The organism is Chryseobacterium piperi (assembly GCF_002285635.2).
GTDB classification, from domain to species: domain Bacteria; phylum Bacteroidota; class Bacteroidia; order Flavobacteriales; family Weeksellaceae; genus Chryseobacterium; species Chryseobacterium piperi.
In genome coordinates, this window is the sequence record NZ_CP023049.2 from 2,339,609 (window position 1) to 2,354,983 (window position 15,375).

Sequence of the window (15,375 nt, forward strand, 5' to 3'; positions counted from 1 at the left end):
ATGAAAAAACTCTCTCTAATTTCCCTTGGTATTTTAGCATCCGTTCAATTTTTAAATGCCCAGATTATCTCTTCAAAAAAATGGTCGGATTTATTTTCCTACAATAATGTGATCGCCATGAAAGAGGATCATGGGAAAATAGTGGCAGCAGCAGAAAACGGAATTTTCTATTATACTATTTCAACAGGTGAAATTACGAAGTTATCCAAAGCCAATGGCTTACATGAAGTGAAAATATCGGCATTTGACTACAATCCACAAACTAAAATCGGACTGGTAGGCTATGAAAATGGATCTTTGGACGTCATTACCCAGAACGGAATTACTTATGTTGTTGATATTCCTATTGCCACCGGATACAACGGAAGCAAGAAAATCAATCATATTTCTATTACAGGAAACAAAGCTATTATTTCAGTTGGATACGGAGTTTCCATCTTTGATCTTAAAAAAAAGGAATTTAATGACTCTGCATTCTTTTTGTCAGGAGGACAGTATGAAGCGAGCAACGAAGCAACCATCCTTGATAATAAAGTCTTTTCTGTAACCAATACGGGATTGAAAAGTCATGAAATGAACACTACCTTCCCGGTATATTCTACATGGACAACGGAAATGCCCGGTACATTTACCCAGATTGATTCAGAGTCTGTACTTAGTTTTTCCTCGGCCAGTACAGTATACATTTATAACAATGGTACCTCTACCCCACTTTCTCAAACGTTTGGAAATGTACAAGATGTAGTGGTTAATGCAAATAACATTGTGGTAACGGACCAGAGCAGAATATATACCTTTAACACCAACGGAAACTATACTGGAGTGGCAAGTTTTGGAGAAGATTGTAATACCGCAACCACAGTAGGCTCTAAAATATATGGAGGAACAATATTTTCAGGGATTAAGGACGAAAGCAACAACTCATTTAAACCTGATGGCCCTTATTATAATTACGCTTACAAAATAAATTTATTTGGTGAAAACCAGCTTTTGATATCAACTGGTGGTAGAGAAGGAAGATTCAATACTCCTTTGGTAAATCTTAAAAATCCAGGGTTTTACTATTTCAATGGAATGCAGTGGATTTACCCATCTTATTTTATCGGAACTACTCAGAAATTCAGCATATTAGATGTAGTTGCCAATCCAAGCAATCCGGAAGAGATATACTTCACTAATTATAATTATACACTGGGAGGTCAGGGTATCTACAAAATGAAATATAATAGTAGTAAAAAAGACTTTGACTTCACAAAGCACTATAGCTTATCTCCTCCCCAAATTGCCCTACGACGTCCTGTTGGATTAACTTACGATGATCAGAATAATTTGTTCACGACCATTGCATTTATGGAAAATAGCTCTATCGCAGTCGCTGCTTATGACAAAGCTGCGGACGATTTTGTTATAAAAGACCTGGGAGTTTTAAGTAATGGTATTCAAAAAGCTTTATATTACGAAAATCTATTATGGGTTCCTATGCCAAGATCAAATAACTTTTTGGTGTATGATTATAAAAAAACACCAGCCAACATTTCGGATGATACTCCTTATATGTTAAGCCAGTCCAATGGTTTTCCAGCTAATTCGAACGGCTCTATTTCGGTTGCTTTTGATAAATCAGGAGATGCATGGATCGGATCGGATACAGGGTTGCGAATATTATCTAATGCCGCATCAGCAATCAGAGAGCCTAACCCTTCAGTAAAACCGATTATTATTGAACAAAATAACCTTGGAGAGGAACTTTTCCGTGATTCGCAGATTTTACAGATAGAAGTGGATGCAGGAGATTATAAATGGATCTCAGTAGATGGTGGTGGGGTTTATTATATGTCTTCAGACGGGCAACGAACAATAAAACATTTTACAAAAGAAAATTCGCCATTACCAACCAATAGCATTACCGATATAAAAGTAGACAGAAAAACCGGTAAGGTATATTTTGTATCTTATAGTGGAATTGTTACTTATCAGGGCGATGTTGCGGATGTGACTTCTAATTTTGGAAACGTTCTGGTGTATCCGAATCCCGTGGTCTATTCTAATTTTAAAGGAAAGGTTACAATTAAAGGTTTAGCAGAGAAAACCAACATCCGGATTACCGATACTGCAGGAAATGTAATCCATTCAGCAGTGGCAAGAGGTGGATATTATGAATGGTATCTTAATAATCAAAGAGGTGCAAGAGTAGCTTCAGGAATCTATTTTGTATTAATGACTAATGAAGATGGTTCTGACAAAGCTACCGCCAAAATAGCAGTAGTCAATTAATGAATTCGCAAAAGGGATTTTTACTCTCATTTATAAAGTATGGTGAAAATGACGCTATTTTGCATTGTTTCACTGAAGAAGATGGCTTCCAAACCTATTTTCTAAAAGGAATCTATTCCAAAAGAAATAAGAAAAAAGCATTATTACTGCCTTTGAATCAGCTTTGCTTTTCTATCAATTTGGGAAAAAGCAGCGGTATACCCTCCGTTTCAAAGTTTGAACTGGTAAAAAACAGTGACATCTATACGGATATCAGAGTCAATACCGTTATTTTTTTTATTTCTGACTTTTTAAATCAGATTCTTAGAAATGAACAGAAGAATCCCAATCTATTTTTCTGTATTAATGAATTTATTGATGAGCTTTCTTTAAAGAATTATCAATCCCATTTGATCTTCCTAATTAAGATTTTAAAAATCCAGGGAGTAGCCCCTCTAATTGACAACAATCAATATCTTGATCCGGAAACAGGGACTTTTTCACCTCATCAGGTTCACCAACTGTTCAACCTTGAGATTTCTACTATGTGGAGATGTATCGTTACTTTTGAAAATCCTTATGAAATGAAAATCCAATCGGCATTAAGAAAAGATTTTCTCGATAGTATTTTGGTATATTACCATTACCATATCACCGATTTCAGGATTCCTGCTTCTTTGGAAGTGATTCAACAGATATTTGGATGATTGTTGAAGCGTAAAATCGCAAAATCGCTGAATTGCTGAATCGCTTACTCACTGTTTTCATTTACAAATTCTCCGTTTTGATTTTATAGATAACTGTGCAATTGTAAAATCGATGAATCGTGAAATCGTATACGAACTGTTTTAATATACATTATTGGCCATTTTGCCCTTTAGCTAACTTTCCACATTCACCATTACATATCAAAAGTACTTATTTACAAAAATATCAACGATTCATCGATTGCACGATTTTACGGTTTTACAATCTCACGATTTTGCATCTTCCGGCATTTCCGTTTGAGATTCGGCAATTTCTTTTTTAGGAAACTTGGGTTGAAGAATTTTCGCAATTAATCCTGTCCACCCTGTTTGATGGGACGCTCCTACTCCACGGCCGCTATCTCCATGAAAGTATTCATAAAACAGAATATAATTTTTAAATTCAGGATCTGTTTGAAATCTTGGATATTGGCTATTAACCGGACGATTTCCATTTTCGTCCTTTAAAAATATCTTCGATAGCCTTTTACTCAAAGCATCTGAAATTTGCTCCAGGTTAAGATAGTTCCCACTGCCTGTAGGGTATTCCACTAAAAAATCAGGACTATAATAAAAGAAAAAGCTCTGCAGGCTCTCAATAATCAGAAAATTAATAGGAAACCATATAGGACCACGCCAATTACTATTCCCTCCAAAAAGACTGCTATCACTCTCTGCAGGAGTATATTTCACAGTGTAATCTATACCATTAAGATTAATGTTGTAGGGATGCTTCTCATATTCTTTTGATAAAGCACGCACCCCATAATCACTTAAGAATTCGTTAGGATCAAGCATTCTTTTCAGTAATCTTTTTAAACGATGTCCTCTTAAAAGTGAAAGCAAATGCTTTGAATCCTGCCCTTTGACTTCCCAATGAGAAACCAAAGCTGCCAGCTCAGGTTTATTTTCCAAAACCCAATGCATTCTTTTTTTAAAGTTAGGAAGCTTCTCAATCACCTCATCATCGATCACCTCAACCGCAAACATAGGGATCAAACCAACAATGGTTCGCAATTTAAGATACATATGGCTGCCGTCACTGGAAGAAATAGCATCATAGAAAAATTCATCTTCATCATCCCACAATCCAAAATTCTCATCTCCCATATTATCGAGGGAATGCGCAATCGCAAGAAAATGTTCAAAAAATTTCATCGCCATTTCTTCATACACATTATTGTATAAAGCTAATTCCAGAGCGATTCTCATCATATTGAGGGCAAACATAGCCATCCAGCTTGTTCCATCTGCTTGCTCCAATCGTTCTCCATTGGGAAGTACACAGTTCCTGTCAAAAACACCGATATTGTCAAGCCCCAAAAATCCTCCTTCAAAAATATTATTTCCGTTGCTATCCTTTTTATTTACCCACCATGTAAAATTCATGAGCAGCTTTTGGAAAGCACTTTCCAGAAATTGCAAATCCGGTTTTTCGTTCAGATATTCATCGATTTTAAAAACCTTGAAAACAGCCCATGCATGAACGGGCGGGTTAACATCACTAAAGTCCCATTCATAGGCTGGAAGTTGACCATTCGGATGCATATACCATTCGAAAAGAAATAGCTTTAACTGGTATTTTGCAAAATCAGGATCAATTAATGCAAAGCTAATGGTATGAAATGCCAGATCCCAGGTGGCATACCAGGGATATTCCCATTTATCAGGCATGGAAATAACATGTTCATTATTGAGATGTTTCCAATCATAATTTCTTATTTTCTCCCGGGATTTAGGAGGGGCTGGTTGTGCAGGATCTCCTTTTAACCATTTTTCAACATTATAATGATAGTACATTTTATTCCAGAGCATTCCCGCAAAAGCCTGTCTTTGAATCAACTTTTCATCATCAGACTTAATTCCTTTCTGAATTTCAGCATAAAATTCATCTGATTCTTGTTGTCTCTTATCAAAAACTTCCTTAAAGTCTTTAAATGGCTCTACTAAATCTTTATCAGAAATTCTGAACTCGAATATTTTTGTTTCTTTTCCTTTAAAACTTTCATCAATCAAAAAACAGGCTTTTGTTCCAATATGATTAGGGTTAACCGATGAGGAATTTCCATTAATCACAAAATCATTTATCCCGTCTTTGCAATATTTAGAATCGTTGGGAGATTGATATAGCCTTTGGTTATTTGTCTCATTGTCACAGAATAGGGTTTTTAAAGATTTTCCAGCATACACATTTTTTATTTCAAGATCTTTATGCCGGACTTTGATAGAGGTTTCTTCTTCCGAACTTAATTCAGGTTTGTAATTATCATATCCCCAGTTCCATGTATTTCTAAACCATACTGTAGGTAATATAACCAGCGGGCTCTCTTTTTCAGCTTTATTGGTAACCGTTATTTTTACCAGAATATCATTCTGACTTTCTTTAGCATATTCAATAAAAATATCAAAATATTCATTTTGATCGAAAATTCCGGTATCAATCAGTTCATACTCCGCTTCTTCCTTACTTCTTCCGGCATTGGCTTGTAATAAATCTTCATAAGGGAAAGCATTCTGAGGATATTTATACAACATCTTCATATAGGAATGTGTAGGGGTAGAATCCAGATAATAAAAGTATTCTTTTACATCCTCTCCATGATTACCCTGCCCATTGCCTAAGCCAAAGAAACGTTCTTTAATGATTTTATCCTTTTTATTCCAGAATCCAACGGAGAAAACCAGTTTCTGGAAATCATCACAAAATCCACAAATCCCTTCTTCCCCCCATCTGTATGTTTTGGCTTCAGCTATATCATGGTTCGTATAATTCCATGCATCTCCATCGGCACTATAATCCTCACGAACAAGCCCCCATTGTCTATTGCTGACATAAGGACCCCACTTTTTCCATGAAACGTCTGAAATTCTCTGTTTTTCGGTCATACGATGTATTTATGAGTAATGAGTAATAAATAATGGGTAATAAAGCTAACTACTGATCAGTATTAGAATTATCCTCCTGTAGAAAAGCTTTCAAACGTGGTCATTCCACCATCTACAAAAATGCTTGTACCTGAAATATAGTCAGCGAGATCACTTGCTAAAAAGGCAGCCAGATTTCCGATATCTTCAGGTTGTCCTATTCTATTATAAGGAATCAGGTCAAGAAGAGCATTCAGAGCTTCGGGAGTATCCCAAGCATTTTTATTGATAGGAGTCTGAATGGCTCCCGGACAGATCGAATTAACACGTATTTTATCTGCTCCGTATTCCTGAGCCAGAGTCTGCATCAGCATTCTTATTGCTCCTTTACTGGAAGCATAGTTAACATGACCTGCCCATGGAATAATTTCATGAACTGAACTGATATGAATAATCTTTCCACAAGCTTTAGAACGGGACAGATCTATCCCACGACGTAAAAATTCTTTAATGGCTTCCCGTGAACAAAGGAACTGCCCTGTCAGATTGATTCCTATCACCGTGTTCCATTGATCAAGTGTCATTTCAGTAAACTTAGCATCTTTCTGCACACCGGCATTATTGATCAGAATATCCACCGTTCCGAATTCAGCAACCACATCCTGAAACATTTTAACCACCTGGTCCTCTTTAGAAACATCACAGGCATACGTAATTCCTTTTCCTCCTGCATCAGTAATTTCTTTTAGAACAGCTTTGGCTTCATCAGTCGATCTTTCTGAAGAATGATTAACAATAACTGTTGCTCCAGCTGAAGCTAATGATTTTGCAATGCCACTACCTATTCCACTTGACGCTCCTGTAACGACAGCTATCTGATTCTGAAGGGATATTTCCATAAGTTTTGTATTTGGTGTTACTCAAAGTTAGTGGAAAGATCGCGTCAAGCAGTAAACTTTGCTTTAAAATTTTCTTAAAGTTTTTTATACATGAGGTATTGTGTTCCGCTCCTTCCCATTCTGGTCTTCCCATCAAAAGAATAGCCTACCTTGAGGTAAAGATCGTATGCCGATGTATTGTTTTGATTCACTGCCAGAACAATTTCATCACAATCTTTAAAGTTCTCCCTAACAAAATCATCTACTTTTATCATGGCTGTTTTTCCTATTCCCCTACCCTGAAGTTCAGGATTTATAGATAATGACCGTAGGAGTGCCGAATTGGGATTATCGGTCAGTTCGAGCTTATCATCTCCGAAATCCAGCACAAAATATCCAGCCGGTTTTTCATCTTCAAAAATTGTTACAGAAAACCCCTGACCGTCATTTCTTTCTTCGATTCTTTGTAAGGCAAATTCAGCCGTTGATGTATATTGCGATTGTTGTTCGTCCAAAGTATAATTAACTCCGGAAAAATCTTCAGGCTTATAGAAGTGTAAACTAACCATACTTTTTAATGATGATAAATGTCGTTGTACATCACTCCTGCCCGGATTTCTATAGGGAGTTTATTCTCATCGGGAACGATTGGGCAGTTGTAATCGTAGGCATTGTAGGCACAATAAGGATGGTAGGACTGATTGAAATCCAGAATAATTGTATTTCCTTTCGGAATTTTTAAGTCCATATACTTGCCTCCTCCATAAGTTTCTTTTTCATTAGTAGCATCACGAAACGGAAGGAAAAGATAGTCTTGATATTTTTTCTGCTTCAGTAAATCCAAACTTTGATATAATGTTAGCGTATAGGGCTTCCCGTCCAGTTCAAAACTGGCTTTCCCATACTCTTTATATAGTTTTGTTTTTCCGGATGAAGTAGGAATTTCAAAGGGTTGCGCATTTTCAGTTCTGATCAGTTTTGCATTCACCCTATACTTCATATCAATTGGGAAAAAGGGATGTTCTTTAAAATTGGTAAGGTTATCTCCACGTAAAGGTGATTCTTTAGGATTTAAATACTCAGCATTCAGCTCATCCTGAAATTTTTTAACCTCTCTTTCTTCTTTTGACATTGTCTTTTGAGAAAAGACAAGTAATGGCAGCAGAAAGAATACTACAATATATTTTTTCATGAATATCAAATTAAAGAATAAAACTATGAATTTTTCCGGATATGAATCTTAAAATTATACTAAAAACTTCCGCTTTATTTTCAATATAATTTATGAGTTTTTTTGTTTTTCTAGCATACTTTTTGAGAAATAAGGAATATGGATAGAAAAAAATTCATTACCACCAGTGCCTTAGGAATATCAAGTCTTTATTTCTTAAGCAGTAACCTCCTTTTCGCGTCCCGGCCGAAAGCTTACCGGCAAAAGGATCCCATAGAAACTCCCGTCATTATAATTGGCTCCGGATATGGTGGTGCTGTGGCAGCTTTACGTCTTTGTGAAGCAGGAAAAAAAGTACTCATGCTGGAAATGGGATTGAATTGGGAAAAGTCAGGAATTCCTTATTCCAATCTATTAAAGCCAGGAAAAAGTGCAGCATGGCTAAAAAAGAAAACCATAGCTCCTTTTATGAACATTTTCTCTTTAACCCCTTTTACAGGGACTCTTGACCGATTGGATTTTGAAAACATCAACATTTGGGTAGGAAGAGGTGTCGGAGGAGGATCTATTGTTAATGGTGGTATGGCCGTGACTCCTAAAGAAAGTTATTTCAAAGAAGTTTTTCCGCAATTGGACACTGAAAAATTCTATCAGTCCTATTTTCCGTTAGCCAGAAAAGAGCTGAAAGTAAATACTATTGATGAACAGTTTTTAAAGGACTGCCCTTATTATAAATTCACCAGAGTTGGAGAAGAAGAAGCACATAAGGCAGGTTTTAAAACAATCAGAGTTCCGAATGTATATGATTTCAAGTATATGGAAAAGGAGTTTAAAAATGAGGTCCCCCGTTCAGCACTTAATACCGAAGTTATTTATGGGAATAATTATGGTAAAAACAGTTTGGATAAAACCTATCTGAAAAAAGCATTAGATACCGGAAACCTTGAAATCCTTGACCTTCATTATGTCGATTCTATTCAGCTTAATCCTGATAAAAGCTATACCCTCAATGTTCAAAACATCAATACATCAGGAAATGTAGAAGTTGAAAAAGTCTTTCATTGTCAAAAGCTGATCCTGTCAGCCGGTACAATGGGAACTTTAAAACTACTGATGCGTTCTAATGAACTGAACCAGCTTCCTATTGAAAAAAGTGTCGGAAAAAACTGGGGAAACAATGGGAACTTTATGACGGGAAGAAACTGGGTGAGACCTTTATCAGGAGGTACCGGTGTACAGCAATCCACAATTCCCGTAGGAGGTGTTGACAACTGGGATGACAAAGACCACCCTTTCTTCACAGAGATTGCACCATTACCCATGGGGATGGATGTTGCCACTGCATTGTATTTAATGATCAACAGAGTAGATAAAAAAGGAAAAGTTTCCTATAATGGAAAAACCCAACAGCTTGTTCTAGACTGGGATGTTTCCAACACACAAAAAATGAGAGAAAATGCAGATTATTTTATCAAAAAAATGAATAAGGCTAACGGTGGAACGAGAAGTCATTTTCTTTTCAAAAATGGGTTTGGACCTAATGTATGCTATCATCCTTTAGGAGGATGTGTGCTGGGTGAAGCCACCAATGCTTACGGGAAATTAAACGGTCACGAAAATCTTTTTATACTGGATGGGTCATTGATTCCCGGAACAATTGGAGTAAACCCTTTTGTCACTATTGTTGCCATAGCAGAATATTGTATGGAGAATTTAATTCAGCAGGATGAGTTTACTTAGTATTTCTCTTTTATTTCATTAAGGTATTTTCTAACTTTATTTTCCATTTCCAACGGATATGGAGAACCAATTTTCTTAGCAAGGAAAGTCCCTACTTCATGTACCAGATCTGCACATGCAAATAATGCATTCCAATTGTCCTCAATACTACTTCCTGAAAAAGTAGCTTCTACTTGCTTCCAAAGTTCAGGGGAGAGATATTTTTTGAAAAGCCTTCCATGCTTATTAGTCGTGATATTATTCCATTCTTTTTCACTGGCAATATACCATTCAAGCATAGGAACTAAATAATCTGTTCTGATAACATCTTCCATCATGAACTTTGCATAAAAAATGTCATCACGTTTAAGACATTTGGCCACATAAGTCGTATCCCACCAAAAATCATTGATCAATTGCTGAAACCTTTGTTCCGTAGGCTTCTTTATCATGATAGACTGATGTGTAGGAGGTTTGAGTTCTTTTGTCAGATCATCTTTATCTATCAGCACTTTATAACCTACATCCCAATCTTCAGGAAGTGTCTCTCCATCAACTTCCTTAATAAATTCGGACTTTTCGTAGAGCTTAAAATCTACTTTAACATGGTCTTCATACAATACCATTTTCATAGCATGTTTCCCGTCAAAAAAAGTTTCATCCTCTTCTACCATAGAAATAGGCGTTCCAAAGCATTCAATCCATTTTTTATCAGATTCATAAGGCTTCATACCTTCAAAAACCAGCTCAACATCCAGATCGCTAAAATCATCTACAGGAGCATAGGGATTCACCAATGAACTGGTCAATAAAACAGTACGGATATCCGGATTCTCTTTCGCCCAGTTTATAATCTGCTTCAGCTTCTCTTCTCTTGCCTTCATGTTAATAGGATTCTGAAATTTTCACTCTATAGACATCCATGGCATTTCTTTTAATCGATTCTACAAAAAAACCGCCTTCTTCAGGAATTACTTCCTTCAGATCAAAACTCTTACAATCTTTGGGCAAGCCTGAGAATATCAAGGTAAACCAAAAGTCCCGCATAAAAGGAACAGGAGTCCAATTGGGAAATATGGTAATATTTTCAGCGTGAATGAGCTTACTTTGATGCTCTGATTGGTTATCAAGAAGATACGTTGTATTCCAGATCCTGATCAGATTCCCCAAAAATGGTGATGCCGGGAAACAACAATGCACAATGACCTGTTTCTCTTCTTCTACATTCGTTTTAAGAGATTCCAGAAGCTCTTTAGCAATAATAGGCTTTACAATTATTTCTTCCACGTTTCTTTTATAAGTGATGGGTAATCAGTAATGAATAATATCCTGCAAATTTATTTAATTTTAAGTTGATATGGATCTATTGATTGAATTATGATTATGTTAAGGATTTTTTTATCAACTGGTTTTTATAGTTGACTAACCAAACTCTGATATTTTACATGTCGTATATTATCTATAAAAAGTTTATTATGCTTTTTGTTTTTATCTGGTGATTATGTATTAAAAAAGTAAGCCACTAAACTATAAAAGAGTCCTTTTATGATCAGCTCAAAGTCAAGGACTTTGCACGATTAGAGTTTTTTAAATAACAAACGATCGCAAATTGCGACCGTTTTGTTTATTATTCTATTTGGACACGATCGAGACGATCGCGCCAGCTAGGGGAATTGTTCCGAATTATAACCCATCTCTATTTTGCTAAAGTCCAAGCCCTTTTTTGCAAGTAATCTTTGGCAGGTTTGCTATGTCAAACTCATTTGACAAACGCACATATTCCTTTTCATTCAAACAACAAACTCGTATTTCTTTTATCAAATTATTTTGACTACATTTGTACATATACAGTAAAACCAATTGACTTTAAGCAATTATTATGTTGAACATTGGAGAACGTATCATACAATTTAGAAAACAGCAAAATCTTTTCCAAGACGATCTAGCAAAGAAGGCGGGAGTATCCCGTACCATTAATTGGTAATTACGAACGTAATGCCAACACTCCTTCTATTGAGGGAAGTTAGCCAAGATCTTTAATGTAACTGTGGATTTTATGATTGGTGAAGGCGAACTGGCCGCTCTGGATAGGCATCTGCTAAAACATATTGAAGATATCGAAAAATTGGACGAAGACACGAAAAAACACCTGTTCTTCATCATTGATAACATCATACAAAATTATAAAACCCAAAAAGTTTTTAAATAAATGAAAAAGATTATACTTTCTTCTCTTCTTCTGACCGCTTCTTTTACTCTAGCTCAGGAACTAGATCCTCCCCCACCTGCAACCCCTACAGTAGAAAACAAAATTTTCATTGATGAACTAATCAAAGTAACCAACTTTGAAAAATATTTTTACAATTATTGTAAAAATAAAATTGAACAAACTGCTAAAGAAAACAATTGGGACGAGAAGAAAAAACAAGAGATAATTAAGAGTATCCATTTTGAACAATTTAATAACACAATCTATAATACATTCGCTTTATATTCTAAAGAAGAACTTATGAATATAACAGGTCTATTTAAAAGTTTAAATAATAAAAGCTATCCTCAATTAGTTCCTATGAGTTATGTTATTCAACATAATTTGGAAGGATTTGTAATTGATTTAGCACAAGGTGATTACTTATTTTTAAATAAATAAAAGCCGCATAAAGCGGCTTTTATTATTACTTTATTGCCCAACTAGGCAATTCTTTCCAGTCTCCTGGTGGAGGTGATTTTATATTATCGGGAACAGGAATGTCAATTAATATTTTCGCATTCTTAATATTTAAACTATCATATTTAACTAAAAACCTTTTTCCCAAAAATTGCTCTCTCTCCCCATCTCTTATTATTCTAGTATAAGAACTTATGAGGTTTCCGTGAAGATAAAAACTACAATCTGACCAATTTTTACCTCCCATTTCAATACTTTCGATTTTTGCTATTGAATATTTTAGATTCTTAGTAAGGGATTCTTCTCTTTTATTATTTCTTAAAACAAAATAAGCAATAAAAGCAATAGCAGCGATAATCCCTATTCCATTAATCACATATTTCATTATTTCGTTTCTTTAGGTTTTAAAGTTTCATTTACAAATCCTTTTGTTGTTTGAACTGTATATTCACTTACATTTTTTATAACAGTTTCTGTGGCTCCAGTAGTTTTTAATGAATTTGAAATACCTTCGCTAGCCTTTCCTGCTGCAGCTCCTAATAATATATCCATTATAACTGATCTTCCACTTTTATTTCCTGTAATACCATATATGTTATGCTCTCCCGTTTTTAAACTATAGTCAGCTAAACCTCCTACGAGATTCCCAGCTCCTGGAGTCATAAAAGTATCTGCTCCAAAGTCATATAAATCTACATCCCCTGTCGAAGCCGCTTGAGAAGTAAGACTAATAGTCGCTTTTGTAAATATTGCCTCTGTTGAAAACAGAACAGGAAGAGCCTCCAAATACAAAGGAAAAGCTGTAAAACCTGCCATAAATTTACCAAAGTCATTTACAGGCTTCATATTTACAGGTGCAGTATCGGGAGCTATTTTTGAAATACCATCTATTGTATAATTTCTATTCAAACCTAATACAACTTCTTGACTACGTCCAATACCAGAACCATTACTTCCTAAATATGTTGTATAAATATTATTTGTTCTGCCATTGGAATAATCAGAATATCCAGCCGTCATTGCCTGTCTTTTTGAAGTAATGTCACTCCTCCAATGCCACCCCCAAGAATCTTTCACCCAATCGTACGGAGCACGTCCATCAGGATCCATATAACGAAGCGGATTATTAAAGCTAAAGGTGTATGGCGACCAGCTTGTCATCTTCTCAGCTAGCGGATCCACAACTCCCCATCTTCCAATATCTGCCATATAAAATCTCGCTCCATAATCATACATCCCGGTTTCAGTTTGTAACTCTTTCCCGCTGTACTTATATTGATAAGCAGAATTCCCTCCTACATTATTATATCGTTCATGCTTGAGTCCAAATGGATAATAATTATTTTCCTCTATTGCTTCTGCTCCCGAGCCATTATTGGTATAGCTTAATCTTATATTTCCTAAATGATCAGTATAATTGTAAATATACTTATTTTTTGCAAAATCATAATAGCCTTCGGCTGATGGAACAAATTGCAATACCCCGTCTTGGTATTGGAATCCATCTAGATATTCCGTTTGACTCACCTTTGGGCTTACACCTCCAGAGATCTGCTTTCTCACCTTAACTCCATCTGCACGATAAATATAATTCGTTATTTGGCTTAATGAGCCTGTACCCATCATTAAATTATTAGGTAAATTCAGATAATTATAGACGATCTTATTGATTCCTTTGTCCAACTGATTAATCATTCTGCCATTGTTGTCATAGCTAATGGTATTACCCAATGCATTATATCCGGAGGGATTATTTGCAATATTTGATGGTAAAGTAATACTTGATAATCTATTACTTTGATTATTGCTTTCATAATTATAAACCAGATTATCAATAACTTCAGCAGTCAATCCTGAAGCAGGCTTAGAATTTCTTTTCAGCGTGGTAATATTACCATTAAGATCATAAGTCAGCTCTTCATTAAAAAATTGATTTTGAACAACAGAGGAATAAGGCTCTGAATAGAGTCCTTTGCTCAATCGGTTTAATCCATCATATTGATAATTATACCTTCTTAATACCCCATCATTGAAAGTCGCCCAATCTACTTCTGAGATATTTCCATTGAACCTTCCTGAACCGCTTGCAGGAAACTCAGGACTATTGTATTTAATAGAATACCCAAACAATCTTCCGTTAAGGTTATGCGGATCATTAATATGAGTCATCCAACCCCGGATATTGTATTTATAATCCATTTGCTCAAGGGGATTAGCAATAGCTACACCTCCTACTCTTTTAGATTGCAATTGAGACAGCTCATTATAATCATTTTGAGCTAAGATTTCTTCCGGTCTGTTGTCAACCTTATGTTTATGAATTTTTAATCGGTTCTGATGGTCATACGTGAAGGTTTCTGCGATGACTCTTTTAGCATCAGTGGTAAGTCTTTTATGTTCTGTAGTGACCTTTTGCGGAACACCTGCAAAATCCAGTTGAGAATCAGTTTTGGTATACCCTCCTAAATGATTAATAGAATAGGCACTAATAACTCTCCCTCTATTATCATAATAACTATAGTTTTTAGTCCAATTATCATCTTCAATATTTTTAACCAGAGTCATGACAGGGAGACTCTTCGTACTCACTGAATTGGCTGTTGCATTATCTGTTATAGCTGTGGAAGGTCTTGGCGGATTAAAGCTATAAGGAGGATACGTATCATAATAATTAACACTTAAAAGCTGGCTAATAGCATTAGGATAACTGGATGATCCATTATCATAATATACTGCCATTCCATTTTGGGTAAATCCTACCGTAGTGTTAGGAGTTCTTGTAACATTGTTACCTTCCTTTGCATCTGCCAAAGACTGCTCAGCAGCCCTTCCCGCAAGTCCATAGGCTTGAGAAGAAGTATAAATCCCGGTGTATGCTACTCTCCCAAACGCGTCATACTTGGTAAACAGCCATTGTTTAGAAGCTCCCATCATTGCATCCTGGGTCATAATCAATCGATCCCGTTTGTCATATATCATATACTCCCAGGCTTTACCAGGAAGTTTCTTAAGAACAAGCCTGCCTCTTCCGTCATACCGGTATAAATAGCATAAGTTCCCCATCACAGAATTTAC

Annotated in this window: 12 protein-coding genes; 4 read left to right on the plus strand and 8 right to left on the minus strand. The window is 35.8% G+C overall.

The window, feature by feature from the left end; all coding sequences use genetic code 11:
• On the plus strand, positions 1 to 2,274 hold the full coding sequence (gene porZ / locus CJF12_RS10150) for a type IX secretion system anionic LPS delivery protein PorZ (RefSeq protein ID WP_034682162.1): 2,274 nt from the start codon (positions 1 to 3) through the stop codon (positions 2,272 to 2,274).
• Positions 2,274 to 2,960, plus strand: coding sequence for a DNA repair protein RecO (gene recO / locus CJF12_RS10155; protein WP_034682163.1), 687 nt, complete (start codon positions 2,274 to 2,276; stop codon positions 2,958 to 2,960). The genes porZ and recO overlap by 1 nt, the downstream gene beginning before the upstream one ends.
• A gap of 267 nt (positions 2,961 to 3,227) precedes the next feature.
• On the opposite strand, the gene CJF12_RS10160 is transcribed toward recO, so the two are convergent.
• The 4 genes from CJF12_RS10160 to CJF12_RS10175 form a co-directional block, all read right to left on the minus strand.
• Positions 3,228 to 5,885 carry an MGH1-like glycoside hydrolase domain-containing protein gene (locus CJF12_RS10160; RefSeq protein ID WP_034682165.1) on the minus strand — a complete coding sequence of 886 codons (2,658 nt, stop codon included), beginning with the start codon at positions 5,883 to 5,885 and terminating at the stop codon, positions 3,228 to 3,230.
• 68 nt (positions 5,886 to 5,953) lie between these two features.
• Entirely contained in the window at positions 5,954 to 6,763 is an 810-nt protein-coding gene (locus CJF12_RS10165) for a glucose 1-dehydrogenase (protein ID WP_034682167.1), read from the minus strand.
• A gap of 74 nt (positions 6,764 to 6,837) precedes the next feature.
• On the minus strand, positions 6,838 to 7,311 hold the full coding sequence (locus tag CJF12_RS10170; protein ID WP_034682168.1) for a GNAT family N-acetyltransferase: 474 nt from the start codon (positions 7,309 to 7,311) through the stop codon (positions 6,838 to 6,840).
• 5 nt (positions 7,312 to 7,316) lie between these two features.
• Positions 7,317 to 7,934, minus strand: a complete 618-nt coding sequence (locus CJF12_RS10175) for a DUF1684 domain-containing protein (protein ID WP_034682169.1) — start codon at positions 7,932 to 7,934, stop codon at positions 7,317 to 7,319.
• 138 nt (positions 7,935 to 8,072) lie between these two features.
• Between CJF12_RS10175 and CJF12_RS10180 the strand changes: the two genes are divergently transcribed.
• A complete protein-coding gene (locus tag CJF12_RS10180) occupies positions 8,073 to 9,653 on the plus strand; it encodes a GMC oxidoreductase (RefSeq protein WP_034682170.1) in 1,581 nt (526 codons plus the stop codon).
• Here CJF12_RS10180 and CJF12_RS10185 read toward each other — a convergent pair.
• Together CJF12_RS10185 and CJF12_RS10190 are read right to left on the minus strand one after the other, a co-directional pair.
• The gene (locus CJF12_RS10185) at positions 9,650 to 10,516 is read right to left on the minus strand and encodes an AadS family aminoglycoside 6-adenylyltransferase (protein ID WP_034682171.1); all 867 of its coding nucleotides are present in this window, start codon (positions 10,514 to 10,516) and stop codon (positions 9,650 to 9,652) included. The genes CJF12_RS10180 and CJF12_RS10185 overlap by 4 nt on opposite strands.
• Position 10,517: 1 nt before the next feature.
• Positions 10,518 to 10,919 (minus strand): hypothetical protein, encoded by a 402-nt coding sequence (locus CJF12_RS10190; RefSeq protein WP_034682172.1) that lies wholly within the window; start codon positions 10,917 to 10,919, stop codon positions 10,518 to 10,520.
• 922 nt (positions 10,920 to 11,841) lie between these two features.
• On the opposite strand from CJF12_RS10190, the gene CJF12_RS10200 reads away from it, so the two are divergent.
• On the plus strand, positions 11,842 to 12,282 hold the full coding sequence (locus tag CJF12_RS10200) for a hypothetical protein (protein ID WP_034682173.1): 441 nt from the start codon (positions 11,842 to 11,844) through the stop codon (positions 12,280 to 12,282).
• Between the two features lie 25 nt (positions 12,283 to 12,307).
• On the opposite strand, the gene CJF12_RS10205 is transcribed toward CJF12_RS10200, so the two are convergent.
• Positions 12,308 to 12,685, minus strand: a complete 378-nt coding sequence (locus tag CJF12_RS10205) for a hypothetical protein (RefSeq protein ID WP_034682174.1) — start codon at positions 12,683 to 12,685, stop codon at positions 12,308 to 12,310.
• On the minus strand, positions 12,685 to 15,363 hold the full coding sequence (locus tag CJF12_RS10210; RefSeq protein ID WP_131329497.1) for an RHS repeat domain-containing protein: 2,679 nt from the start codon (positions 15,361 to 15,363) through the stop codon (positions 12,685 to 12,687). The genes CJF12_RS10205 and CJF12_RS10210 overlap by 1 nt, the downstream gene beginning before the upstream one ends.
• Positions 15,364 to 15,375: the final 12 nt, after the last annotated feature.

Coding starts and splice junctions, on each gene's coding strand:
- CJF12_RS10185 (WP_034682171.1), bottom strand. CDS start 10,516: ATGAAGGCAAGAGAAGAGAAGCTGAAGCAGATTATAAACTGGGCGAAA.
- recO (WP_034682163.1), top strand. CDS start 2,274: ATGAATTCGCAAAAGGGATTTTTACTCTCATTTATAAAGTATGGTGAA.
- CJF12_RS10200 (WP_034682173.1), top strand. CDS start 11,842: ATGAAAAAGATTATACTTTCTTCTCTTCTTCTGACCGCTTCTTTTACT.
- CJF12_RS10165 (WP_034682167.1), bottom strand. CDS start 6,763: ATGGAAATATCCCTTCAGAATCAGATAGCTGTCGTTACAGGAGCGTCA.
- porZ (WP_034682162.1), top strand. CDS start 1: ATGAAAAAACTCTCTCTAATTTCCCTTGGTATTTTAGCATCCGTTCAA.
- CJF12_RS10160 (WP_034682165.1), bottom strand. CDS start 5,885: ATGACCGAAAAACAGAGAATTTCAGACGTTTCATGGAAAAAGTGGGGT.
- CJF12_RS10205 (WP_034682174.1), bottom strand. CDS start 12,685: ATGAAATATGTGATTAATGGAATAGGGATTATCGCTGCTATTGCTTTT.
- CJF12_RS10210 (WP_131329497.1), bottom strand. CDS start 15,363: ATGGGGAACTTATGCTATTTATACCGGTATGACGGAAGAGGCAGGCTT.
- CJF12_RS10170 (WP_034682168.1), bottom strand. CDS start 7,311: ATGGTTAGTTTACACTTCTATAAGCCTGAAGATTTTTCCGGAGTTAAT.
- CJF12_RS10180 (WP_034682170.1), top strand. CDS start 8,073: ATGGATAGAAAAAAATTCATTACCACCAGTGCCTTAGGAATATCAAGT.
- CJF12_RS10175 (WP_034682169.1), bottom strand. CDS start 7,934: ATGAAAAAATATATTGTAGTATTCTTTCTGCTGCCATTACTTGTCTTT.